22 protein-coding genes are annotated in these 23,821 nt (G+C 66.0%); 16 read left to right on the forward strand and 6 right to left on the reverse strand.

The features are described from left to right. Positions 1 to 21 precede the first annotated feature (21 nt). Together DTA22_RS26150 and DTA22_RS26155 are read left to right on the forward strand one after the other, a co-directional pair. Entirely contained in the window at positions 22 to 1,569 is a 1,548-nt protein-coding gene (locus DTA22_RS26150; protein WP_245973400.1) for an APC family permease, read from the forward strand. Positions 1,570 to 1,571: 2 nt separating this feature from the next. Then, on the forward strand, positions 1,572 to 2,342 hold the full coding sequence (locus tag DTA22_RS26155; RefSeq protein ID WP_160118535.1) for an SDR family NAD(P)-dependent oxidoreductase: 771 nt from the start codon (positions 1,572 to 1,574) through the stop codon (positions 2,340 to 2,342). A gap of 50 nt (positions 2,343 to 2,392) precedes the next feature. Here the strand turns inward: DTA22_RS26155 and DTA22_RS26160 are convergent, their stop codons facing one another. Next, complete coding sequence (locus DTA22_RS26160; RefSeq protein ID WP_112301419.1) at positions 2,393 to 3,415, reverse strand: glutamate ABC transporter substrate-binding protein; 1,023 nt, start codon at positions 3,413 to 3,415, stop codon at positions 2,393 to 2,395. After that, a complete protein-coding gene (locus DTA22_RS26165; protein WP_037238176.1) occupies positions 3,415 to 4,863 on the reverse strand; it encodes a hypothetical protein in 1,449 nt (482 codons plus the stop codon). The genes DTA22_RS26160 and DTA22_RS26165 overlap by 1 nt, the downstream gene beginning before the upstream one ends. Before the next feature lie 200 nt (positions 4,864 to 5,063). Here DTA22_RS26165 and DTA22_RS26170 point away from each other — a divergent pair, with 200 nt between their 5' ends. The 7 genes from DTA22_RS26170 (at position 5,064) to DTA22_RS26200 (ending at position 12,296) form a co-directional block, all read left to right on the forward strand. Beyond that, complete coding sequence (locus DTA22_RS26170) at positions 5,064 to 8,348, forward strand: protein kinase domain-containing protein (RefSeq protein ID WP_112301420.1); 3,285 nt, start codon at positions 5,064 to 5,066, stop codon at positions 8,346 to 8,348. A gap of 77 nt (positions 8,349 to 8,425) precedes the next feature. Continuing rightward, positions 8,426 to 9,211: a hypothetical protein gene (locus tag DTA22_RS26175; protein WP_112301421.1), complete on the forward strand. Its 786-nt coding sequence runs from the start codon at positions 8,426 to 8,428 to the stop codon at positions 9,209 to 9,211. Between the two features lie 73 nt (positions 9,212 to 9,284). Next, entirely contained in the window at positions 9,285 to 9,686 is a 402-nt protein-coding gene (locus DTA22_RS26180) for a LapA family protein (protein WP_037238182.1), read from the forward strand. A 152-nt stretch (positions 9,687 to 9,838) separates the two neighbouring features. Next, the gene (locus DTA22_RS26185; protein ID WP_112301422.1) at positions 9,839 to 10,120 is read left to right on the forward strand and encodes a hypothetical protein; all 282 of its coding nucleotides are present in this window, start codon (positions 9,839 to 9,841) and stop codon (positions 10,118 to 10,120) included. Beyond that, complete coding sequence (locus DTA22_RS26190; RefSeq protein ID WP_112301423.1) at positions 10,117 to 10,389, forward strand: hypothetical protein; 273 nt, start codon at positions 10,117 to 10,119, stop codon at positions 10,387 to 10,389. Before DTA22_RS26185 ends, DTA22_RS26190 begins: the two co-directional genes overlap by 4 nt. A gap of 186 nt (positions 10,390 to 10,575) precedes the next feature. Next, positions 10,576 to 11,739, forward strand: a complete 1,164-nt coding sequence (locus DTA22_RS26195; protein ID WP_112301424.1) for a Gfo/Idh/MocA family protein — start codon at positions 10,576 to 10,578, stop codon at positions 11,737 to 11,739. Positions 11,740 to 11,825: 86 nt separating this feature from the next. Next, positions 11,826 to 12,296: an SgcJ/EcaC family oxidoreductase gene (locus DTA22_RS26200; RefSeq protein WP_112301425.1), complete on the forward strand. Its 471-nt coding sequence runs from the start codon at positions 11,826 to 11,828 to the stop codon at positions 12,294 to 12,296. A 49-nt stretch (positions 12,297 to 12,345) separates the two neighbouring features. Here the strand turns inward: DTA22_RS26200 and DTA22_RS26205 are convergent, their stop codons facing one another. After that, positions 12,346 to 13,752, reverse strand: coding sequence for a guanine deaminase (locus DTA22_RS26205; protein WP_112301426.1), 1,407 nt, complete (start codon positions 13,750 to 13,752; stop codon positions 12,346 to 12,348). Between the two features lie 201 nt (positions 13,753 to 13,953). Beyond that, positions 13,954 to 14,733 (reverse strand): hypothetical protein, encoded by a 780-nt coding sequence (locus tag DTA22_RS26210; RefSeq protein ID WP_112301427.1) that lies wholly within the window; start codon positions 14,731 to 14,733, stop codon positions 13,954 to 13,956. Positions 14,734 to 14,877: 144 nt separating this feature from the next. Between DTA22_RS26210 and DTA22_RS26215 the strand changes: the two genes are divergently transcribed. Then, positions 14,878 to 16,101 carry a cytochrome P450 gene (locus tag DTA22_RS26215; protein WP_112301428.1) on the forward strand — a complete coding sequence of 408 codons (1,224 nt, stop codon included), beginning with the start codon at positions 14,878 to 14,880 and terminating at the stop codon, positions 16,099 to 16,101. 9 nt (positions 16,102 to 16,110) lie between these two features. Here the strand turns inward: DTA22_RS26215 and DTA22_RS26220 are convergent, their stop codons facing one another. Further along, entirely contained in the window at positions 16,111 to 16,791 is a 681-nt protein-coding gene (locus tag DTA22_RS26220) for a class I SAM-dependent methyltransferase (RefSeq protein ID WP_112301429.1), read from the reverse strand. Between the two features lie 327 nt (positions 16,792 to 17,118). On the opposite strand from DTA22_RS26220, the gene DTA22_RS26225 reads away from it, so the two are divergent. Beyond that, the gene (locus DTA22_RS26225) at positions 17,119 to 18,465 is read left to right on the forward strand and encodes an MFS transporter (protein WP_112301430.1); all 1,347 of its coding nucleotides are present in this window, start codon (positions 17,119 to 17,121) and stop codon (positions 18,463 to 18,465) included. Here DTA22_RS26225 and DTA22_RS26230 read toward each other — a convergent pair. Continuing rightward, entirely contained in the window at positions 18,429 to 19,031 is a 603-nt protein-coding gene (locus DTA22_RS26230; protein WP_037238200.1) for a TetR/AcrR family transcriptional regulator, read from the reverse strand. The genes DTA22_RS26225 and DTA22_RS26230 overlap by 37 nt on opposite strands. 119 nt (positions 19,032 to 19,150) lie before the next feature. On the opposite strand from DTA22_RS26230, the gene DTA22_RS26235 reads away from it, so the two are divergent. From DTA22_RS26235 to DTA22_RS26255, 5 genes are read left to right on the forward strand one after another with little or no spacing between them, the layout of a single operon-like run. Then, complete coding sequence (locus DTA22_RS26235) at positions 19,151 to 20,701, forward strand: acyl-CoA synthetase (RefSeq protein ID WP_112301431.1); 1,551 nt, start codon at positions 19,151 to 19,153, stop codon at positions 20,699 to 20,701. Positions 20,702 to 20,715: 14 nt separating this feature from the next. Beyond that, entirely contained in the window at positions 20,716 to 21,900 is a 1,185-nt protein-coding gene (locus tag DTA22_RS26240; protein WP_112301432.1) for an acyl-CoA dehydrogenase family protein, read from the forward strand. Then, positions 21,897 to 22,241, forward strand: coding sequence for a YidH family protein (locus DTA22_RS26245; protein ID WP_037238205.1), 345 nt, complete (start codon positions 21,897 to 21,899; stop codon positions 22,239 to 22,241). The genes DTA22_RS26240 and DTA22_RS26245 overlap by 4 nt, the downstream gene beginning before the upstream one ends. After that, positions 22,238 to 22,546: a DUF202 domain-containing protein gene (locus DTA22_RS26250; protein WP_112301433.1), complete on the forward strand. Its 309-nt coding sequence runs from the start codon at positions 22,238 to 22,240 to the stop codon at positions 22,544 to 22,546. Before DTA22_RS26245 ends, DTA22_RS26250 begins: the two co-directional genes overlap by 4 nt. Before the next feature lie 49 nt (positions 22,547 to 22,595). After that, a complete protein-coding gene (locus DTA22_RS26255; RefSeq protein ID WP_112301434.1) occupies positions 22,596 to 23,804 on the forward strand; it encodes a serine hydrolase domain-containing protein in 1,209 nt (402 codons plus the stop codon). Positions 23,805 to 23,821 lie beyond the last annotated feature (17 nt).

Raw genomic sequence — 23,821 nt, forward strand, 5'->3', positions numbered from 1 at the left:
GGGCTACGAAGGAGCACAACGATGAGCGACAGCATCGACCAACATGTACTCGCCAAGACACTGACCTGGCGCGATGGCATTGCCCTCGGGCTTGCCCTACCTACCGGGTTGTTCGTGACATTCGGCTACCTTCTCGGCGTCGTCGGTGCCTGGGTTGCAATCGCGGTCTGGTTCTCCGGGGCTGTCATCAGCTATCTCCAGTGCCGGGTCTTCGCGGAGATGGCATCAATGTTTCCGCGCGACTCCGGGGGAGTAGCGCGCTATGCCATCGAGGGCTGGAAGAAGTACTTCGCCCCGCTCGGAGCCATCGCCGCGTTCGGCTACTGGATTGGTTGGTCTCTGACCATCTCGATGGCGGCGGTCGTGTTCGGAGAATTGATCGAGGCGACCTGGTTCCAGGACAACACTCTCGACTTCGGCATCTTCGGCAACCACCTCGGGCTCGAGCACCTCTTCGCTCTCGGTGCCATGCTGTTCGCCTGGGCCTTCAACTACTTCGGCTTGAAGTTCGGTGCCGCGGTCAACAAGGTGCTCGGACTGCTGGTTGTCGTGGGTTTGACCGTGGTGTCGGTGGCGTGCCTGGTGAGCCCGTCGATCGATTGGTCGACGGCCAACTTGTCCTGGTCGGTCGCCGGCGACTGGCGAACGGTCGCTGTCGTGTTCTACGTGACCGCGTGGGCAGTCTATGCAGGGGAGATCGTTGCTTCGTTCGCACCCGAGTACAAGGACACCGCCCGCGACACTTCCAGGGCCATGTCGCGCATTTCGTTGTTCATGATCGTGTTGTTCGTCGTCGTCCCGACTGCTCTTTCGGGTGGTCTCGGCGAGGAAACGATCCGAGACAACCCGGTGAACTATGTCGCCGTGGCGTTCGGCCAGGCGTTCGGCGGCGCCTCGTGGATCGGAACGATCGTGATCGCGTTCTCGCTTCTGGTGGGAATGATTTCCACGACTGCGGACGGGGGCCGCGCGCTGTTTGGGCTTGCGCAGGAAGGCATGACCATCAAGCAACTCGACTGGGTCAACCGGTGGGGTGTGCCTGGCCGGTCCCTGACCCTGGACGTGCTCCTCAACGCGACCGTCATGCTCTTGGTGGGCCACCCGGTGAGTATCTTGCTGGCGAGCAACCTCGGCTACCTGCTGTCGATCATCCTGGGTCTGTCGGCATTCATATTGCTGCGCAGGGACCGACCGAACTGGCCGCGGCCGATTCGGCGGAGCAATGGCTGGATTCCTGTCGTGGCAGTCCTGGTGGCGTTCAACGTCTTCATCACCGTGATCGGTGTTCTGAATCCCGAACTGCTGGGCTACGGCGGCGCCCGGGAGTCTGTGATCGCGGTGGCCATTCTGTTGTTCTCGGTCGTGCTGTATGCGTATCGGCGCGTGGTCCAGGACAAACTTCCCATGCTGTGGCGACTTCCCGCTCCGGCGATGCCTCAGGGCGCCGACGCGCTCGCCCTCGAGTTCGAAATGCGTGCGACCACGGGTCCCCCGACCGTCCACGACGTGCACGACGAGAACGATGCGGCCGGCCGACGCCGAATTCATCCAAGCGAGGAAAGGAAGTAATTGTGAACAACTCGGAAACCGGTGTGGACCGCCGCGTTATCGTCACCGGCGGTACCAAGGGGATCGGTTACGCCTGCGCAGAGTTATTTGCACGGCGGGGCTGCCAGGTGCTGATCTGCTCGCGCAATAAAGCCCAGGTCGAGGCGGTGGCCGCGGAGTTGAACCAGCACAACGGTCAAGTTGCCGGAATGGCAGCCGATCTGGCGGATCGGGACGTGGGTGACAGCATTGTCGGTCGGTGCATCGACCTCTTCGGTGGGGTCGATTATCTTGTCAATAATGCCGGCGTCTATGAGCCGATCGCCATGGTTGACATGACGGCCGAGGGATGGGACGCCAGTTTGCACAACAACTTGCGTGGAGCGGCACTCACCTCTGCCGCGGCGGCGCGTTCCATGCGGTCCACCGGCGGCGGATCGATCGTCAACATCGCCTCGGTCAACGGGCTGGCGGCCGAAGCCAACTTCGCGCCCTACAACGCCTCGAAAGCCGGACTGATATCTCTGACGCAGACCAGCGCCATCGAGTGGGCCGATGACAACATCAGGGTCAATTGTGTTGCGCCCGGCTGCATACGAACATCGATGGTTGATCCGTTGGTCTCCGACCTATCCGATGAGGTCATCGCACGGTACGTACCGATGCGCCGACTCGGTTTGCCGGAGGAGATCGCATCGGTGGTGGCCTTCCTCGTCTCCGACGACGCTAGCTACATCACGGGGCAGACCATCACCGTCGACGGCGGCACACTGACCCGCCAGCCGATGCTGTGAAGGATTGACCTGCCGGGGTGGCCGCCACGGTCCGACGTTCTCATGCCCCCTCAATCGCGATAGGTTGCCGGGGGCGGGCCCGCGACGGGTCCGAGCGGGGCCGCTATCCACCGGTCGTAGATGCTCATCCACGTTCCGTCTGCACGTAGTCGGTCGAGGGTGCCGTTGACGAACCGCACCAGGTCCTCCTTGTACTTGTTGACACCGATGGCCCAGTGCTCTTCTGTCTCCAGCCGTGGCCCCACGATCTGAAAATTCGGGTCCTGGGAGGCGAGCCCGGCGAGGAGCGAGTCGGAGGTGCTGGTCGCGTCGGCCTGCCGTTTCTGCATGGTGACAAGGCAGTCGTCCCAGTCGGGGACCGCGATGATCGTGGCGTCCGGCGCGACCCGTTGGACGGTGCCGAGCGAGGTGGTGTCGAGAAAGGTGCAGACCCGTTTTCCGGCCAGGTCCGCCGGTCCGGTGATGTCGGAACCCTGAGGGACCAGAATACGTTGAAAGGCGCGGAAGTATTCGGTGGAGAAGCCGACGCGTTGGGCGCGTTCGCACGTGATCGAGAATCCATGTGCGACGACGTCGACGTCGTTGTTCTCGAGTGCGGAGAACCGGCCGGCGGTGGTGAGGAGCCGGAACTCGACTTTCGTCGGATCGCCGAAGATGTCGCGGGCGATCTCCTTCGCCACGTCGACGTCGAACCCCTGCAGGGTGCCCGTGGTCGGGTCTCGGAAGCTGAACAGATTGGTGTTCTGGTCGACGCCGACGATCAACCGGCCCCGCCCCGCGATCTCGGCGAGTGATCCACCGGTCGGCATCTGCCCGGGTGGGGGTTGCGGGCCGGGGCGCAGGCTCGCGAGCGCCCCACACGACTCGGGGAGCGGTGGCTTCGGCGGCGGACTGTCCGTGGGCGGGATGATCTGTGCGCCGTCGGTCATCGGTCGTGCGGTGTACGTGGCCGCGATGGTCGGGGTGAGAGGGTCGGGTGCGGCGCAACCGGCGAGGACGGCGACGGCGAGTACGCCGACGAGGTGCCGGGCACACGGTCTCGTCCCCGGTCTCGGAAGCCTCACCTGTGTCATCAGTGGTACTCGTTCAGTCGCGGCCAGATACCCCCGCCGACGGCGAATCCGCAGGACACGCCGATAACCATGCTACCGACGGCCAGCGACGACATCGATCGATAGACGTCCGTCACGGCGTTGGCCTCGTCGTCGCGGAGCCGGTCGATCGCGTCCCGGAGGGACTCGTCCAGGGCGGCGAACTGCGCCGACGACGTGCGGGCGCCGGATCCGGCGGCGATCGCCGCGGCGGTCGGGTAGTCACCGCGCTCGAGGGAGATCTCGATGTCCCGGTGCGCGGCCAGCCAGCCTTCACGGGCCGTCATGGCGTCGCGGAGGTGTTGCTCGGCGGCGCGACCATGCGAGCTGTCCAGCTGCCGGGTGAGTTCGTCGGACAACGCCTGGGAGTGCCGCGCGTAGTCGATTTCCGACTGGGTGTCGGACCCGCGTTGCAGAATGGCGAGGGTTTCGTCGGCGCGGGCCTGCTGCGCCAGGATGCGAGCGCGGGCAACAGTGTTGATGGGTTGCGTTCCTTCGGTTCTCGCGTGTTCGCTTGCCGACGTCGACACCAGGCTTCCGGCGATCAGCCAGAACAGGAGTCCGGCCATGAGGAGGGTGGCGACAGCGAGGCCGGGGTTGAACCGGCGCTTGCTCTTCCGGATGAGGTACAGCTGGGCGAGGACGAGGGCGACGAGGGCGGCCGCGGTCACCGTGAAGGCGGTCGCGGGCAGTTGGGCCGTGTGCGTCTGGGTCTCGGCGACCGCCTCGGCCTGGTGGACGTAGAGTCGCTCCGCCAACGGGAGGATGGTGCCCTGCATGATCGCGGACGCATCGGCCAGATACGCCACCCCGACCGGGTTGCCGGCCCGATCGTTCGCTTGAGCCGTGGCGACGAGATTGAAGTACTCGGCGAGGTTGCGCACGACGTCCGACAGCAGCGCCAGTGATTCGGCGTCCTGCGACGACACCCCATTGGTCGCCGTGACCAGCGCGTTCGACGCGTCGCCGATCGCCTGGGTGAACTGGTCCGGCCCGGTTGTCGACTCGATCGCACCGCCACCGGAGACGAAGGACGTGGTCGCGGCGGCATCGGCGATCGACAGCGAGCTGTACAGGGCCTGGGCGGCGTTTGCCAGGGGTTCGGTGTGGGTGCGCAGTGTCTCGACCCGCTGTTGCCGCGCACCGACCGCCGCCGAGGTGATCGCGCCCGCGGCGATGACCGCGGCGATGAGTGCGATCCCGAGAACGGACAGCCGACCGGGCGTGGACGTGAAGAATTCGACCCACGGACGGCGGCGGGCCACGGGCTCGACGAGCAGGCCCTCGTCGAGCGTGGGGGCTTCGGTGACGGCGTGCTCGCCGCGGTGGAACATCCGGTCCTCCTGCACCGCCTCCGTGGCTCCGGGAAGAGCACCGATCCGGGCCACGTTGCTGAGTTCAGTGTGCACCGACGGTGCCGACCGGCGCACCGACTCGGGGAACGGACAGCGTACGAACCGACACAGCTCTGTGCATGGGTTCGGGTGAGCCGATCTGTCGTTTCCTTTGCTGCACGAAGCAATGGCTCCCTCGCTGGAGGCGACAGCGATATCCTGGGAACACGTCACCGAGAGGCTAGTCGTGCGGATTTCGTCGAACGTATCGCAGACCGGATGAATCGACCTGGACGATGCCCGATGTCGATCCGTACGAGACCCACCGTGATGTGACTCCCTCGGTCACCTCGGAGCTCGGTGCTGACGGATTCGACGACGCCCGGGAGATCGGGCGTGGCGGCTTCGGTGTCGTGTACCGGTGCGCGCAGACCTCGCTTGACCGGACCGTCGCGGTGAAGGTGCTCACCAACGAGCTGGCGGAGGACAATCGGGAGCGCTTCTTCCGCGAACAGCGTGCAATGGGCCGTCTCACCGGTCACCCCAACATCGTCACCGTGCTCCAGGTCGGGGTCACCGATGGCGGGCAACCATTCATCGTCATGCCGTACCACCCGCAGGGCTCCCTGGACGAACGGATTCGGCGGCACGGCCCATTGCCTGTGGACGAAGTGCTGCGGCTCGGAGTGAAGCTGGCCGGCGCGCTGCAGGCCGCCCACAACGAGGGCATCCTCCACCGCGACGTCAAGCCCGCGAACATTCTTCTGACCGATTATGGTGAGCCGGCGCTCTCGGACTTCGGTATCGCGCATATCTCCGGCGGGTTCGAGACTGCTACGGGCATCGTCACGGGTTCACCTGCGTTCACTGCGCCCGAGGTTCTCGGCGGCGCCTCCCCGAGCCCCGCCTCCGACGTCTATGGGCTCGGAGCCACCGTGTTCTGCGCGGTCACCGGCCATGCCGCGTTCGAACGGCGTAGCGGCGAACAGCTGGTTGCCCAATTCGTCCGCATCACAACCGAACCCGTCCCCGACTTGCGGGATCACGGTGTTGCAGACGATCTGGCCGCTGTGATCGAGAGGGCAATGGCAGGGCGCCCTGAGGACAGGCCACTCTCTGCCGCCGCCTTCGGCGAGGAGCTGCGCGATGTCCAGCGTCGACGGGGATTGATTGCCGACGACATGGCACTGAATTCGCCAGACGACGCAGACACGCAGGAACCACAGGCTCTCTCGCACAGCCGGAATCCGGCCAACTCGTCCCGTCGGACGAGGGGGAACCTGCCCCTGGAATTGTCCAGTTTCGTCGGTCGCAGGCACGAGGTGACCGAAGCGAAGAGTCTGCTCGCGTCGTCGCGCCTGTTGACACTGGTCGGGATCGGCGGCGTCGGGAAAACGCGCCTTGCACTCAGGGTCGCAACGAGCATCCAACGAGAATTCGCCGACGGTGTGTGGCTCGTGGAACTCGACGAGGTCCACACCCCGCCGCTCCTCGTCGAACTCGTGGCCACCACATTGGGCCTGCGAGATCACACCGACCGGTCGTTACGCGAGATTCTGCTGGACTTCCTGTCCACGCGAGACATCTTGCTGATACTGGACAACTGCGAGCAAGTGGTCGACGCCGTGGCCGACCTCGCCACCGCACTGCTGCAACAGAACCCGAACATGCGGATCCTCGCGACAAGCCGCGAACCCCTTGCAATAGCAGGGGAGGCAACGCTGCGCGTCCCCCCGCTCACCGTTCCCGACCCCGACCGCGAGCCGTCACTGCAGGGTCTGCCCCGCTACGACGCGGTGTCGCTGTTCACCGAACGCGCCACCACCGCGGTATCGACATTCACGTTGACAGATGCCAACAAGTCCGCGGTGACTCGGATCTGTCACCGGCTGGACGGGTTGCCGCTGCCCATCGAACTGGCGGCGGCGCGGTTGCGCGCGATGTCCCCCGAACAAATCCTGCAGAGGCTCTCCGACCGCTACGCGCTGCTGACCCGCGGGAGCCGAGGCGCGCCGTCGCGGCAGCAGACGCTCCGGTTGTGCGTCGACTGGAGCTACGACCTGTGCACTCCGCTCGAACAACTGACGTGGGCACGACTGTCGGTATTCACCGGCGGCTTCGATCTGGATGCCGCCGAATACGTGTGCGGGGAAGACGTGCAGCCCGAGGCCCTGCTCGACTCGGTGGCATCCCTTGTCGACAAGTCGATCCTGATCCGCGAAGAGAACGCAGCCGCAGTCCGCTTCCGTCTGCTCGAGACCCTGCGAGCCTACGGCCGGGAGAAGGCACAGGAAGACGACGACTATCACGATCTGCGTCGGCGTCACCGAGATTGGTTTCGACGGCTGGCTCGGATCGCCGAGGCCGAGTTCATAGGTCCCCGGCAACTCGAATGGCTCTCGCGGCTCGGCGGGGAGCAGCCGAATTTGAGGGACGCGATGGACTTCTGCCTCGCCGAGGGCGATGCCGAAGCAGGTTTGCAGATCGCCACACCCTTGTTGCAGCTCTGGGGGTCACGCGGCCTGCTCAGCGAGGCACGGCGCTGGCTCGACCGATTCCTCTCACACCAGGGTCTACCCCCGACGATCGCCACCATCAGAGCGCTGTACGCCGACTGCCTCATGACCGAACAGCAGGGTGACCATCAGCGAGGTGCTGCTCTTGTCGAGCAGACGCGCATCCTTGCCGACCAGATCACCGATCCGATAGGTCATGCGATCGCGGACTATACGGACAGCCTCGTCGGGTTGTTCAGTGGTGATCTCGCGCGGGCGGTTTCGGGTTTGGAGCGGGCACTGTCAGTGTTCCGAGAGGCAGAGAACGACCTGGCGCTACAAATCGAGTCATTGACTTTGCTGGGGTTGGCGTATCAGCTGCGCGACGCCGAACCCCACCGGGCGGTCGAATGCTATGAGGAAGTTCTCACGATTACCGAAGCTCGGGGCGAATCCGTTTACCGGTCGTACGCGGTGTGGGCGATGGCTGTTGCGCAGTGGCGGCTGGGTGCGCAGAGTCGCGCACTCGACTTGCTCGGGCAGGGATTGCGGCTTGCTCGACGCGTCGAGGACCCGGTCGGGTGCGCAAATTGCTTCGAAGCCTTAGCCTGGATCGCCGGAACCAGTGACCCGAAACGTGCCGGCACGTTGATGGGAGCCGCGGAAGCGCGCGGCCTCGTTGCCGGAATTCCATCCGTGTCCGTTCCCAACCTGCTCGTGTATCACGAAGAATGCGAACAGGCCGCTCGCCGGTTGCTCACCAACCGCGTCTTCGAGGAGTGCTGGCAGCACGGCAAGGCGTTGGATCTCGACTCCGCTGTCTCCTACGCACTCGGCGAGCACACCCCGAAGACGAATTCTCCTGCCTCCGCTCTCCTGACGAAACGCGAACGGCAGGTTGCGGAACTGATCGCCGAGGGCCTGACCAACAGGGCCATTGCCACTCGCCTCGTGATCTCACCGCGCACCGCTCAAGGGCATGTCGAGCACATACTCACCAAACTCGGATTCACGTCGCGAGCGCAGGTCGCTGCGTGGGTTGTGGAGCATCGGCAGTCGTCGAAGTCACCTCTCACGGGACGCTGAGGGATGCGCGAGCACCGCTGGCAACATTCCGGTGGTCAGGACGGCTGAGTCAGGGTCGAACCGGGTACACGCACAGCATGAATAACTGGACGTGCCGCGCCGCGCTGTCGCTGTTGGTGGCCGGGCTCGTCGCCTCCGCGTCCGGATTGACGGCCCACTCGGCACCGACGCCCGACAGGATCGACGAGGTGCCCGGGCGGACGGCGCTGTCGTTCATGCACACCCCGAGCGGAACCCGCGTCGGGACTGCGAATCAGGGGGAAGCCCGGCCGGGATTGTCGATCGTGAAACTGTATGTAGCCGACTACATGCTCCGGCACGGCGACGGCTCACCCGGTGACCTCGCACTCGGACAGCGGATGATCCGTGACAGCGACGACACCGCCGCCTCGCAGGTGTACGCCAAGTACCCGCAGTCGATCGACGTGATCGCCGCCGAGTATCGGCTCACCAGTACCCGTGGCTCCGGATTCTGGGGCGATGCGGTTACCAGCACCGCGGACACCGTGACTTTCCTCGAGGCGAAGAAGACCACCGATCCGGACAGCCGCATCCTGGAGTGGATGGCTACCGCGGCCCCCGTCGCCGCCGATGGGACCCATCAGAACTGGGGCACCGGGCGCCTGCCGTCGGTGACCGGAACCAAATGGGGGTGGTCGGACTACGGGCCCAGCATTGTCGCTTCCGCGTCCTTCGGGCCTGATTTCTCGGTATCGGCCAACACGTACGGCACCGCCGAACAGCACACCAGCGACGTGCTCGGTGCCTTCGCGCAGGACCCGGCGCCACCACCGCAGGTGGCGCCGGATCCCATCCAGGATCTAATCGACCGTTACCTGCCCCCGGCGATAGCACCACGATGATCGACAACTCGACGCACCCGAGGGAACAGCCCTGACCCGGTTGGTGGGGTGACGGCCTGGGTAATCGGGTCTCATGTTGCCCCCGACGGACGAAACACCGAACACCGGACCGCACCTCCCGACAGGACACCCGCCGGGCGGTGAGGTGCCGTCTTCCGACCCGCATGCCCACGACGCGGGTTCCGGGGTGCCGCCGGACGTGGCGAGGGGCAAGGGGATCAAGCACACCCGCACCGGGGCGACGTGGACAGGTCTGGTGATCGGCATTGTCGTCCTGGTCCTGCTTCTCGTATTCATCCTGCAGAACCTCGACAGCGTCGTCCTGGAATTGTTCGTCTGGGAGTTCACCGTCCCGCTCGGCGTCACACTGCTGTTCGCCGCCATCGCGGGTGCGGTGATCATGGCCCTCGTCGGCGGTGTCCGGATCCTCCAGATCCGGCGGGCAGCGAACCGGCAACGGAAACTGACCACCTGACCCCATGCTTGTTTCCGTGTTCGCTCGATCGAAGCGTTGACCTCAGGTCCTCGGCCACGAGATTCGAGTAGTCGACTACTCAGTTCAACTGTCGAATCTCCTCGTACGGTCGGTCCTGTATCGCATTCGTGATTCGACGAAAGGACACCGAAATGGCTTGGTCGACAACCCCTCAGGGGCTTTTTCTCGCCGCTGGGCAGGCGAATCAATTCTCCTTCTCGTTCGGGGACATTTGGAAAGGGCCGCAGCTGGCGACCGCGAGACTCGACGCCAGCCAGGGTGGTGGTGGCACGAAGATCCTGATGACGCAGTGGCAGGGCACCGCCAACGCGCCGGTGTTCGGCGGCCCCAGCAAGCAGTACTACGTGCTCGGCATCCACAACAGCTCCACTTCGGGCGTGTGGTTCCATCTGGAAGGAGGCATGCTCGCATGACGACACAGGAATCACCGAGGATTTCCCGGATGCAGGTCCTGACGGACGAACACGGCAGCATTCTCGCTGCTGTCCTGCGAACTGCGGATGTGGCGTCGGGCCCGGCATCGGGTGAGGACGTTCCGCCTCAGGTTTCGCTGGTTCCTTCGGAAGGTCAAGCATTGCATGAACTTTCTGTTCCCGGGGACGAGATGTTCGAGTCGCTGGATCAGTGGGTGGTGCGGGTCGACGCCGGCGAACCGGCATTGGTGCGACGCGTAGGCGCGTAGCCGCTGATCGAGGGGGAGCGCTGGTCCGGCGATCAACGGTCCCCTCCGCGCGTGGCGGTGTGAGGGGTGGAAAGCCATCAAAATCACCTCGAGAGTCACTTTGTCAGCACAAATGGTTGACTTCGCTCGCGGCGCGCAGCACTGTCGTAGAGACACACGTCGCACCGATCAGTCCCGGAGTCGATCTTGACCAACGTCAACCCCACCGAAATCGCTGTAGCAGTCGCCGGATTCGGCTGGATGGGCCGAGTCCACACCAACGCGTATCTGCGTCAGCGCCACCACTTCCCGGAAGCGCCGTCCATCCGTCTGGGCGCCGTCGCCGACGAGGTACCCGGCCGCGCCGAGGAGGCTGCCGCCCAGTTCGGGTTCGGCGCAGCGCTGACCGACTGGCGCGACATCGCCGCCGACGCGACCATCGACGCGGTGAGCATCACCGCACCCAACTTCCTGCACCGGGAGATCGGTGTCGCGATGGCCGAGGCGGGAAAGCACATCTGGATCGAGAAGCCGGTCGGCCTGTCGTCCGACGACGCCAAGGCAGTCGCTGCTGCCGTCGAGAAGGCGGGCGTCCAGTCGACCGTCGGATTCAACTACCGAAACGCACCCGCCGTTGCGATGGCGCACGATCTGATCGCGTCGGGCGAACTGGGCACCATCACGCACTCGCGGTTCCGCTTCCTCAGCGACTACGCCGCGCATCCGGATGGCGCGCTGAGCTGGCGTTACGAGAACGTGCGCGGTGGTTCGGGCGTTTTGGGAGACCTTGCCTCGCACGGTGTCGACCTGGTCCGGCACCTGCTCGGCGACATCGACGCAGTCGTTGCCGACACTGCGATCTTCATCCCCCAGCGCGCCATCCCGACGGGTGCCACCAGCGGGCATGCGCGCGCGACGGGCGGAAAGTTGGGGCCGGTGGAGAACGACGACTTCGTGAGCGCGCTGGTTCGCCTGTCATCGGGCGGACGCGTGACGCTGGACGCCAGTCGCGTGGCCGTCGGCGAGCAGAACAACTACGGGTTCGAGATCCACGGCACCAAGGGTGCGGTGTACTGGGACTTCCGCCGGATGAACGAACTCGGAACGAGCCTCGGGAGCAAGTACCAGGACCAGTCGATCACCACGGTGTGGGTGGGCCCCGACGCCGGAGCGTACGCCCGCTTCCAGCCGGGTTCCGCGTCCTCGATGAGCTACGACGACCTCAAGGTCATCGAGGGGAACAACTTCATCGCCTCGATCGTCGACGGAAAGCCCCGGGGCGCAACGATCGCCGACGCCGTGGCCGCGGCCGAAACCCTCGACGCCATCACGGCATCGGTCGCATCTCGTGCGTGGGTCGACGTGCGCTGATCCGATCCGCACAGTCTGGTCCCGGGGTTACGCTTTATCGGTTATCGGGTCTATTCCCGTAGGCGCCTTTCTCCGCGGAGGTTGGTATGAATACCAAACCGTTCGGCTCAGGCTTTGCGATTCTCGCGTTGACGATTTCGGTGGTTTCATGCTCGTCGGACACGTCCTCCGACAGCGAGGACAGTTGCGTCCGCGCCAGTGACAGCGAGCTGGACGCGCTCTTCACGAGTTGGAACGACGCACTGGTCTCCGGCGACGCGAGCAGGGTCGCCGCGCTGTACCGGCCGGACGCGATACTGCTGCCGACTCTGTCGGTTCCTGTCGCCGACACCCCGCAGGAGATTACGGAGTATTTCGTCAACCTGATCAAGGCCGATCCCACAGCCCGGATGGAAGAAAGTGTCAAATATTCGGATTGCAACCTCGCATACAACGTAGGCCGCTGGGTCATCAATGCCAACGGTCAAGATGTGGCGGCCAGGGTGACGTGGGTCTACCGGTACGAAGACGGAAAGTGGATGATCGCCAACCATCATTCGTCGGTGAACCCCAGCTGAGGCAACGCGGTGGTGGCCGGCCCGCGGGGTCGGCCACCACCGCGTTGCTCTAGGACGACTGTGCGCGCCTGCCCGCGACGTACACCTCGGCGATGGACGTCTCGCGGATTCCCATCAGCAGTGCGAACAGGGTCTGATCGCGGGCAAGTTCCGGATCGGCGGAGCGAAAGGCGTTGCGCAGCAATCCGTCGAGTGCCGGTGTGCCGGACGGGTCGACGACGACGAAGTCGGCTTCCTTCCCGACGTCGAAATTGCCGAACCGGTTCTCCATGTCCAGGGCCCGGGCACCGCCGAGGGTGCCTACGAACAGCATCTCGGCCGGATGCATCGACACCCCGTCGTCACCGGCCTCGGTGATGTGCACCTTGAACGCGTCGCCGAGCACGCGTGGAATCAGCCATTCGTCGCCGCCGCCGAAATCCGTTCCCACCGAGATGTTCACGCCCGACGCGACGGTGCGCTTCCACGGCATCGTTCCGGATCCCAGGAACAGCTGCGAGATCGGGCAGTGCGAGACGGACGTGCCGGTCTCGGCCATCCGTTCGAGCTCGACATCCTGACAGTGCACGCAGTGCGCGAGGATGGTGCGTCGGCCCAGCAGGCTCTTCCCGCCCACTTCCGAACCGGGCAGGAACTTCCCGTCGTACGTGTCCAGGTACGAATTCACCTGATAGGTCTCCTTGGTCGAGTCGACCTCGCCGGTGCCGGGGCGATTGTTCTCGTTGAGGTGGGAGTGCACGTACACACCGCGGTCCCGCACCTCTTCGTAGAGTTCTCCGAGGTTCTTCAGGGTCTCGGGTGTCACCGACAACGAGAACCGCGGGATGATCGCCACGTGCAGCAACGCGGTGGCGACATCGCCGGTGTCGGCGCCGTGCCATTTCTCGATCTCCTCGCGAGTGAGCCGGATCGCGTCCTCTTCGGACGTCATCAGCGGCTGAGCGGTTTCGCCGCCGACGGTCTGAATTCCGCGGCCGCTGACGATGCGCAGACCGGCCTTCTGCGTCTCGGTGAACAACGCGTCCTGCGCATGTGGGAACGCCGACCCGAACACCATGGCGGCCGTGGTGCCCGCCGAGATGCGCCGGTTGGTGAACTCGACGGCCGCCTGCTGCGCGAACTCCGGGTCGGCGAACTTCGTCTCCGACGGGAACATGCAGAGGGTCAGCCACTCCAGCAGCTGGCCGCCGCCGTAGGAGTCGCCGGCGTAGGTCTGCGGGAAGTGGATGTGGGTGTCGACGAACCCCGGCAACAGAAACCCGGGCCGGTGGTCGTGCACGGTGCCGGACTCGTACTCCGAAGGGATCTCGGCTCGGTCACCGCAGAACACGATTCGCCCGCTGTCGTCCAGCACCAGGGCGCCGTCGGGAATCGATACCAGGGCGGCCGCGGCTTCGGTCACTTTCGGCGCGCCGGCGATGTGGAAGATGTGCCCGAGATGAGTGTGCGTGGCCATGCGATGAACTCCCGTCGAGTGGTAACGGATCATGCCTTCTGCAGTGAACTTCGGCGGCTGGACGTCGCCCAGCCGAGTAGCACCTGTGCGGCCGTGCCGCACCCACGATGAGATAACAGCCCGTACTAACAATGCCACCGATCAGACCCGGATCGCGGCCGAACAGGCCAAGCGCCCGCGGCAGTCACTGCCGACCGGGTGCTACTGCAAGCGTGTGCGGTCGTCGACGAATCGGCGGATGACCTTGTCCCACCCCAATGCCTCGAGGAGTTCCGCGGCGGCGGCACGCGAGGTGAGCGGCCGGAGCACGTTGATGTCGAGGTCGCCGCTGGTGTCCAGGACGTCGTCGAGGCGCAGGCAATCGACGTACCCGTAGTCCGTCCAGGGTTCGACGTGGCCATCCCAGTCGGCGGCGTCGGCGTACGGCCCACCGAGACGCAGCTTTCCGCTGCGGTGGATCATCACGTACCGGGGAACCACCTGCATCGTCTCGTCGGCAGTCGCCAGAGTCACCTCGGGGTCGGCGGCGGGATCTGCGCCGGCGATCCGGCGGTCGTAGGAAGCCGTCTTGACCGTTGCGACCTCGACCAGCGCCCGCACGTAGACCCATCGCGCTCGTTCGACCGAGCCCGCCCACGCCGATTCCTCGTCCGCGCAGGAGAACACGTTCTCGGCCGGGGTTCGGATCAGCAGCCTCGTCCCCACCCGCTCGTGATCGACAACCAGGTCTCCGTCGACGACGAGTTCGTCGTCGTACTCGCGGACCCCGGTGATCGTCGCCACCGCGAGCACCTCGTCGTCCGGCGCGGTCACGAACAGTTCACGCTCGGAGCGGACGCTGCGGGCATCACCGGGAAACGGGCCACGACCTCTGGCGAACGCGTCGTGCTGGGTCAATTCGGCCCGAAACCCCGCTTCGGTCATCCCCAACGGATGATCGCGCACCTCTCGCAGGTTACCGAGCCGAACTCTGGACGCCACAGGTCGATCCTCCCCGTCAAATCTCCGGCGCATCGCCGGGTGACCCTTTGATCATAGCGGTTGACCTGCAGTGATGCCTCATCGGCGTAACCACTGCTTGCCCAGTAGGGTCGCAGTATCTGTACGACCGACCGAGGGGGACCGGTGACGGGTTCTGCGTCCGAAAAAATCATCTCGCCTGCATCACGCGCGTTCTGGGACCGCAGTTTCGCGGGTCGGCGCGCCCTGTTCGAAGAGCTTCGTCAGCGGTCGCCGATCGAGTTCCACACGGAAACGGCCGGTCCGGGCTTCTGGTCGGTCGTCGGATACGACGACGTGGTGTCGGTGAGCCGGAACCCGGAGGTCTTCTCCTCGGCCAAGGGCTTCACCATCGACGACGTCCCGGTCGAGATCCTCGAGTTCGCCATGTCGATGATCGCCATGGACAACCCCCGTCACCGGCGTCTGCGGGGCATCGTGCAATCGGCGTTCACCGCGGCCTCGGTGCGGGGCATCGCCGAGCGGCTGCGCGGCTACGCTGCGCAGATCGCCGCGGACCTTCCCCGAGATGCCCAGTTCGACTTCGTCTCCGACGTCGCGACCCGGTTGCCGGTGCAGGTGATCTGTGAGCTGCTCGGGATCCCGGAGAGCGACCGGCCGATGGTCCTCGCCGCGGCGGCCGACGTCATTGCCGGAGGCGGTGATCAGGAGTTCGTCACCGGACCCGGCGGCGCGGCCGGCCTGGGCCAGATCTACGGATACGCCCTCGAACTGGGCGAGAGACGCAAGGCGGATCCCGGCGAGGATCTGACGTCCCGGCTGGTGTCGACGATGGTCGACGGCGAGACCCTCACACCGACCGAGTTCGGTTCGTTCGTCATCCTGCTGATCACGGCTGGGTTCGAGACCACCCGGCAAGCGTTGGCCTGGGCGCTGCATCTGCTCAGCGAGCACCCCGACCAGAAAGAATTGCTGCTCGCCGATTTCGCCGGCCACATCGACAACACGATCGACGAGGTGATCCGCTTCGCCTCCCCGGTGCCCTACATGCGGCGGACCGCGACCGTCGACACCGAGCTCGGCGGCGCCCACATCGCGGGGGGCGACAAGGTCGTCATGTGGTACCTGTCCGCGAACCACGACGAACGTATCTTCGACGGTCCGGGCCGGTTCGACATCACCCGGTCGAACGCAGGCAAGCATCTCGGTTTCGGCGCGAAAGACATCCACCACTGCCTGGGCATGAACCTCGCTCGGCTGGAGCTGCGCGTCATGCTCGAAGAACTTTTCGCCGCCCACCCCTCACTTCACGCGGTGGGCGAGCCGGAACTGCTGCTCTCCGCGTTCATCAATGGCGTCGCCGCGCTGCCGGCCCAGACATGTGACTGACGGTGAGGTTCACGCAGGCCGACGCCCGGAAATCATGACGAGCGGCATTTCGGTGATGCGGGAGACGTGCTCGTCGACGAGATCGAGTCGGCTCGCGAGGTCACGCGCCTCGTCGAGACTGATGGAGCGACCGGCGATCCAGGTGTGGAAGATCGCGAGGTTGATGCTGCCGAGAAGCCGCGGCGCCTTGTAGTTCTCGACGAACTTTTCGGCGTCCTCGAAACTCGTGCTGCGGTCCGCATCGGTGATCAGCAGCGGGCCACCCGGTTTGAGGACGCGCACGCACTCGGCGAGCCCGGCCTCGCGCGACGACCAGTGCTTGATGGAGCCGTAGCTGATCACGCCGTCGAAGGACTGGTCGGCGAAATCGAGTCGCGTGGCGTCGCCGACGTCGAACCGGACCCGGTCGCCGTAGTGACGCATGCGTTTGGTGGCGCGCTTGATCTGGGCCTCCGACAGATCGAGACCGAGAATGCGCACGTCCGGGCGCTGGTCGGCGATGTAGTTCGTGAACAGCGCCCCGCCCGATCCGACGTCCAGAATGCGGGCGTTCGGTGGGAGATGCGGCAGAAAGTACTCGTCGATGACGTGGCGTGAGCGGTAGACGGCCGGTGCCACGATGGTCTCGTACATCCAGGCGTGCGCCGGCGTGTAGATCGCGGTGATGGGGTCGAACGGTGCCATCGGCATGGTCGCGCTCCTCGTTGCTCTCGCGGTTCCCGCGGCGCTCGAGCCCGTGCGGGTCGACGTGCTGCGCCGTTGTCGGTTCGAGATTAACGGGTGCGGGGTCGGTTTTGCAGGATCACCGAGTGCATGAGAGGGCTGTGAACAGGGGTGATGAGGTGTCGGTCCCGGTGCAGTCGATCTCCCGCGAGCGCGAAGCCGGAAGACCGCCACCAATGCCGACCTCTCGAATCCAATCATAGACACGAAGTCCATTTATGGATACTGTCGCCAGCATTGGCTCCTGTGATGCAGACCACGCGCATCGCAGGCTGACTCGTCGAGAGGACGCAGATGGCACTGGACGTCTCCACCACTCCCACGCTGAGGGCAGGTCGCCGGACCCGGGGGAAGAACCTGGGTCTGCTCACGGCCTCCACCGCGATGGACAACGCCGAGAACAGCATCACCACGGTGCTGTTCCCGCTGATGCGGGAGGCGCTGGGGCTCTCGTCGTCGGCGCTCGGGGTCATCGTGGCGGTGTCCAAGGCGGTGGGAATCTTCGCCGCGGTTCCGTGGGTATTCCTCGCCAAACGTTTTTCGCGGCGTGCGGTGCTCGCGACGTGCTCGGGCTTCTGGGGCGTATGGGTCGTCCTGGCGGGCCTGTCGAGCAGTTTCACCCAGTTCGTCGTCCTGTACGGCATCGCGGCTGCGGGCTTCGCGGGCGCCGGGCCGATCGCTCTCGAGATCATGGGTGACCTCTACGACGACCGGCGGCGGGGCCGGGCCACCGGGATGCTGTACGGCGGTGTCGCGATCATCACCGGTGTGAGCGCCCCGCTGTTCGGTCAGCTGTCGGGTTTCGACGACGGCTGGCGGTACGGCTACGTCCTCTCCGGCTGCATGTGCATCCTGATCGGTGTTCTCGTCGTCGTGTTTCTCGACGACACGCGGCCGGGCGGGGGCGAGCGCAGAGCCGGCGATGCGGCGGCGAAGGCGGAGGAGAAGGCGCAGAACGTCGTCGCCGGTGTGCGGGAGCTGCTGCGCATCAAGTCGTTCCGGTACATCCTGGTGCAGAGGCTGTTCTCGGGGCAGAACGTGATCATGAGTTTCGGCGTCGTGTTCCTGGTGGAGGAGCGGGGATTCTCGACAGCCACCGCAGCGATCGTCGCAACGCCGTTCGCGATCGGGTACTTGCTCGGAACCGTCGTCGGCGGGCGCGTCAACGATGCCGTACACCGCCGGTGGCCCGCGAGTGGACGGGTGATGATGCTGCAGGCCAGTCAGTTGGCCTTCGCGGCAGCGGTATTCGTCGAGCTGCAGACGCCGACATCGTCGATCGGATTCTTCGTCGCGATCTTCGCGGTGGTCGGGTTTCTGCAGGGGCAGGTGCCGGTGGTCAACCGTCCGCTGATCATGGCGGTGGTGCGCCCGGAACAGCGGGCTCTGGCCTTTGCGGTGTCGCTGTCGACGGTGGAGGCGCTCGCGTACGCGGGATATGCGCTGCTGGTCGGCTATCTGGGAGATGCGATCGGGTTGCAGGGGGCGCTCCTGCTCGTGACCGTCGCGCTCACCGTCGTCAACGGGTTGTGTTCGGGTCTGCTGTACCGGCCGTACGCACGAGACAGCGCCGCAGTACGCGACTCTCAGGTGGTGCCCTCGTCCTACGAGGGTGAGCCGTCGAAGCCGGATGCCCAGTAGCGCCCGCGCAGCGACAGCTCCAGCAACATCTCGGTGACGGCTTCCGGTGTGAGCGGTGGTGGATCGGATTCGAGCCACCACTGCAGCACGGCCACCTGTTCACCCACCCACGCCCGCGACAGCACTTCCATGTCGATGCGGGGTGTGACCCCGTTCGACTCGGATCGGGCCGAGAAGATCTGGGCGGCAAGGGCGGCGCGTTCGTCGACGAATCGGCGCAGTGCGCGCCCGTCGCCCTCGCCGCGCAGTACGACGCGGTAGGCGTCGCGTTCCTCGGCGGCGTGCCGGAACATTTCGAGCACCGGCTTGCCGGTGAACCCCACCGAGGAGTCGGACACGAGGGGCCGCAACCGCTCCTTCAGGTCCTCGCCGAGGTCGGCGACGATCTGGCCGAGCAGTTCGTCCTTGTCCGTGTAGTGCGTGTAGAACGTCGCGCGGCCGACGTCGGCACGTTCGGTGACGTCTTCCACGGTGACTGCGGAATAGCCCCGTTCGAGCACGAGCGAGACGAGTGCGTCGCGCAGCAGCCGCTTGGTGCGGCGCACACGCCGGTCTTCGGTGGCCACGGTGACTTCCGCCCTTCGTCTCACGTCAGCAGTCCGATCAGCATAGTGCACCCTTGACATCGCGCCCGATGCTGGACAGTATGTCCAATAACGATCACAACGTCGATCTTGGAGACTGCATGAATCTCGGTACCTACCTCACCCGGAGTGCGAAGTTCCGGCCGGACAGCGAGGCCGTGGTGTGCGGCGACAGTCGCCTGACCTACCGGGAACTCGACGACTCGACCAACCGTCTCGCGTCCGCGCTGATGCGCACCGGGCTCGGAATCGGCGACGCGGTAGCCACTTTCGCCGGCAACTGCGGAGAACTCGTCGTGACCGAGATGGCGGTGTGCAAGGCCGGATTCGTGCGCGTTCCCGTCAACGCGCGCCTGGGAGCCGACGAACTCGGCCACGTCCTGCGCGACGCGAACGTCAAGTCGCTCTTCGTCGACCCCGCGCACGCGGACGTCGCCTTGAAGGTGGTCGCGGACCTGGGCCTCGACATCGCCGTCTACGACTACGGGAACAGCACACCCGGCGCGGACCGGTACACCGACCTCCTCGCCGACGGACTCGGCGATCCCGTGGCCGTCGACCTCACCGAAGACGCGCCCGCCGTCCTCAACTACACCTCCGGGTCCACCGGAAAGCTCAAGGCCGCCGTGCAGACGTACGGCAACCGGCTCGCCAACATGCGCAAACGCTTGATGAGCCCGACGGGCGCGCCCACCGAGACGGACCGGTACCTGGCCCCGGGACCCATCACCCACGCCTCCGGGATGATGATGCTCGGCGTGCTCGCCCGTGGCGGCGCGGTCGTCGTCCTGCCTGCGTTCGACACCGAGTTGTTCCTGCGCACCATCGAGAAGGAACGCATCACCACCACGTTCGTCGTCCCGACGATGCTGAACATGCTGATGGACCATCCCGCCGCGAACGACGTCGACCTGTCGAGCCTGCGGTGCGTCGGCGTCGGCGGCGCCCCGGTCTCACCGCAACGACTGCGTGACGCGGTCGCGATGTTCGGCCCCGTCATCATGCAGGGATACGGTCTCGGGGAAACCACGAGCGGCATCACCGTGCTCACCTACGACGACGTCGTGCGAGGCGTCGAATCCGATCCGGAACTGCTGATGTCGTGCGGGCGACCGGTATTCGACACCGAGGTGCGCGTGGTGGACGACGCGGGCAACGAACTGCCTGCCGGTGGGATCGGCGAGATCGTCGCGCGCGGCCCCGACTGTGTGCGCGAATACTGGCGCGAGCCCGATCTGAGCGCCGAGACGTTTGTCGACGGCTGGGTCCACACCGGGGATGTCGGGTACTTCCGCCACGACGGCTACCTGTTCATCGTCGACCGCAAGAAGGACATGATCATCTCGGGCGGGTTCAACATCTACTGCAGCGAGGTGGAAGCCGCGCTGTACGAGCACCCGGCCGTGTCCAGCGCGTGCGTCGTCGGTGTGCCCGACGAGAAGTGGGGCGAGGCAGTCAAAGCCGTCGTGGTCACACGGACCCCGGTCACCGAGGTCGAGCTGATCGAGCACTGCGCCGAACGCCTCGCGCGCATGAAGAAGCCCCGCTCGATCGATTTCGTCGACAGTCTCCCCGTCAACCGAAACGGCAAGATCGACCGCAAATCGGTGCGCGAATGCTACTGGGCGCAGGGCGCCCGCCACGTCAACTGAAAGCGGAGCCTCCGATGACCTTCACCCTGAACCCCACGTACGACCACAACCCTCGCCTGCGCGACCTCGTCGCACAGCTGCGTGACTATCTGGACGGCGAACTCGCCGACTACGAACGCGAACTCGGCCTCACTTCCGAGAGCGTGTACACCCGCGAGACGCTCGAGCCGGTGTGGCGGCGCAGCCGGGAACTCGGCTTCTACGGTGTCAGCCTGCCCGCGGACCTCGGCGGCGCGGGACTGTCGTTCACCGAACTCGCCGCGCTCAAGGAAGAAGTGGGCGCCTCACCGCGGGTGCTGTCGACGTCGGTACTCGGCGACATGGGCGGACCGCTGCGGGTGGGCAGCATCTTTCAGTACGCCACCGAGTACCAGATCGAGAAGTACCTGCTCCCCGTCACGCGCGGCGAGCGCGCGTGCTGCTTCTCGCTCACGGAGAACGACGCCGGCTCCGACGTGCGCGGCATGCTCACCACCGCCACCCCGGACGGCGACGGGTGGCGCCTGACCGGACACAAGGTGTTCTCCACCGCCGGGCCGTTCGCGGACTTCGCCATCCTCATCGCCAAGATGGCGGACGACGGCGACGCCGGCCCGCGCTACTCCGCGTTCCTCCTCGACCTGGACACCCCGGGATGCACGGTGCAGCCGGGGGAGACCCCGATGTCGGGCCAGCACATCGAGGCCGACATCGTTCTCGACGACTGCTACGTCGGGCCGGAACAGTTGCTCGGTGAGGTGGGGCAGGGGCTGAAGATCGGCCTCGGACGCGTCACGGTCAACCGGCTCCTGCACTGCCCGACGGCACTGGGCGGTGCGCGCCGAGCCCTGGAGCTGTCCATCGAGTACGCCCGCACCAGGCAGGTCCAGGGTGCGCCGCTCGGCATGCTGCAGAGCATCCAGCACCGGCTCGCGGACATGGCAACCGACTACTATGCGGCACGGTCGATGACCTACGACGCACTCGCCGCGCTCGACCGAGGCGAGCGGCCGCGGATCGAAGCGTTCATGTCCAAACTGTTCGTGGCGGAGAAGGCGTTCGCGATCGCCGACGCCGCCGTGCAGATCCACGGCAAGTCGGGTGTCGTCCGCGGCAGCGAGGTGGAGTCGCTGTTCCAGCGTCTGCGGATGTTCCGGATTCTCACCGGGTCCTCCGAGATCCAGAAGAACGGCATCGCCCGATTCCTCCTGCTCCCGTGAACGCCGCCGCCGACACGGAGACGGAGCCCGACTACCGGTTCACGCTCGCCAACGAGCGGACGTTCCTGGCCTGGATCCGCACCGCGCTCGCACTGCTGGCGGGCGGGGTCGCGGTCAGCCAGTTCTACGTGCCGCGTGGCGGGTCCGCGTTCCACGACGCGCTGGGTGCGGTCTGCATCCTGCTGGCCGCGCTCGTCGCGGTCGGTGCGCTGATGCGCTGGCGGTCGGTGCAGTCCGCGATGCGCCGCGCCGTGCCGCTACCGGCTTCGCGTCTGGCCCCGGCCGTGGTCGCGGGTGTGTGTCTCGCCGCCGTGCTCGGCGTCGTCTGGGCGGCGACGTGACCGTGCTGCCGCCGGGGCTGCAGGCCGAACGTACCGTGCTGGCGTGGCGCCGCACGCTACCGGCGGTGTGCCTGTGCGTCGCCGCATTCGTGCGCGCCGCGCTGGTGCACCCGCACGTCGCGCACGTCGTTGCGGTAGCCGGAGCCTGCGTCGCTGCCGTGTCGGTGGTCGCAGGCGCCGTGACGCGGCACCGCCGATACCGTCGGCGCGCCGACGACCCCCGCCCGCTCGGCAATCTGATACCCGCCGCGGTCAGCATCGCCGTTTTCGCGACGGCCGGCGCCGCCCTTGCCGCACTGGCCTGAAGCTCGATGTTCCCCAGCCCATATCCCGATCCGACAGAGGAGATCCGCTGTGTCGCAATTGCCACTCGCAGAACTGAAATGGACGCTCGGATTCACCGACCCGGCGCACGTCCGCCGGCAGGCGACGACCGTCGGCGAGACCGGTCCCACGCGTCGAGTCTGGCGCGGCGACGGCCCGCGCTGGGAACTGCCGGAGCACGTGCAGGACCTCTCCGGTCTCGCCGTCGAGACCGGAGGCGGGGGAGCGAGCACCCTCTACCAGTTCCTCGTCGACTCGCACTCGGACGGGATGATCGTGCTGCACCGCGGCGCGGTCGTCTACGAGCAGTACCTGCACGGCCTGCGCCGTCAGGACCTGCACCTGACCGCGTCGATGGCCAAGGCGTTCATCGGCCTGCTCGCCGGGATGCTCGAGGACCAGGGGTTGTTCACGCGGGACGATCAGGTCGCCACCTACGTCCCCGAATTGGCGGGAACGGCGTTCGGCGACGCCACCATTCGTCACCTGCTCGACATGACGACCCAGGTGGCCTACGGGGGACGAAAATTCCACCGCGAGGTCGAGGCCCACCGGTGGTGGGCAGTGGTGGCCCCGCGGATGCGGCCCGACGGATACGGCGGGCCCACGACCCTGCTCGACCGCTTGAAAACGGCCCGCGCGACCGGCCCGTACGGCGAGGTCTTCCACTACGAGAACGGCAGCTGCGAGGCGATGGGCGCGCTGATCAGCCGCGTCACCGGCGCGACCGTCTCGGACCTGATGAGCGAGTTGATCTGGTCGAAGATCGGCGCCGACGAGGATGCCCGGTACATCCTCGACGCCGCCGGCGTCGAAACCGCATGCGGAGGGTACGCGGCGACACTGCGAGACATCGCCAGGGTGGGGGAGATGCTCCGCTGCGGCGGGTCTCTCGGCGACCGCCAGATCGTCCCGGAGTCGGTGGTGCGCGCGATCAGCACCGTCCCCGAGGGAGCCACCGCTCAGGTGCGGTTGCCGCGTGCGGCGGCGAATTCGCCTGCCACGATGAGCTACCGGGACTACTGGTGGATTCTCAACGACCCGTTCGACTCCTTCATGGCCAGCGGAATCCACGGCCAGCGGTTGTTCGTCTCCCGCGAACTCGACCTCGTCGTCGCGCATTTCGGATCGCAGATCATCTCGCCGTGCGTCCCGACGCCACCGTTCCCGGCGGTGTTCACCCGGCTCGGGACACACCTGTCGGCGTCAGCGGTGAAGGACGCTATAGCCACTGGCTGAGCGTGAAAGTCATCTCG

The organism is Rhodococcus wratislaviensis, assembly GCF_900455735.1.
GTDB lineage: Bacteria > Actinomycetota > Actinomycetes > Mycobacteriales > Mycobacteriaceae > Rhodococcus_F > Rhodococcus_F wratislaviensis.

Bases quoted from the DNA above. Each gene is read 5' to 3' on its own strand.
- DTA22_RS26170 (WP_112301420.1), top strand. From the start codon at position 5,064: ATGCCCGATGTCGATCCGTACGAGACCCACCGTGATGTGACTCCCTCG.
- DTA22_RS26205 (WP_112301426.1), bottom strand. From the start codon at position 13,752: ATGGCCACGCACACTCATCTCGGGCACATCTTCCACATCGCCGGCGCG.
- DTA22_RS26160 (WP_112301419.1), bottom strand. From the start codon at position 3,415: ATGACACAGGTGAGGCTTCCGAGACCGGGGACGAGACCGTGTGCCCGG.
- DTA22_RS26175 (WP_112301421.1), top strand. From the start codon at position 8,426: ATGAATAACTGGACGTGCCGCGCCGCGCTGTCGCTGTTGGTGGCCGGG.
- DTA22_RS26185 (WP_112301422.1), top strand. From the start codon at position 9,839: ATGGCTTGGTCGACAACCCCTCAGGGGCTTTTTCTCGCCGCTGGGCAG.
- DTA22_RS26220 (WP_112301429.1), bottom strand. From the start codon at position 16,791: ATGCCGATGGCACCGTTCGACCCCATCACCGCGATCTACACGCCGGCG.
- DTA22_RS26240 (WP_112301432.1), top strand. From the start codon at position 20,716: ATGACCTTCACCCTGAACCCCACGTACGACCACAACCCTCGCCTGCGC.
- DTA22_RS26225 (WP_112301430.1), top strand. From the start codon at position 17,119: ATGGCACTGGACGTCTCCACCACTCCCACGCTGAGGGCAGGTCGCCGG.
- DTA22_RS26235 (WP_112301431.1), top strand. From the start codon at position 19,151: ATGAATCTCGGTACCTACCTCACCCGGAGTGCGAAGTTCCGGCCGGAC.
- DTA22_RS26190 (WP_112301423.1), top strand. From the start codon at position 10,117: ATGACGACACAGGAATCACCGAGGATTTCCCGGATGCAGGTCCTGACG.
- DTA22_RS26200 (WP_112301425.1), top strand. From the start codon at position 11,826: ATGAATACCAAACCGTTCGGCTCAGGCTTTGCGATTCTCGCGTTGACG.
- DTA22_RS26180 (WP_037238182.1), top strand. From the start codon at position 9,285: ATGTTGCCCCCGACGGACGAAACACCGAACACCGGACCGCACCTCCCG.
- DTA22_RS26150 (WP_245973400.1), top strand. From the start codon at position 22: ATGAGCGACAGCATCGACCAACATGTACTCGCCAAGACACTGACCTGG.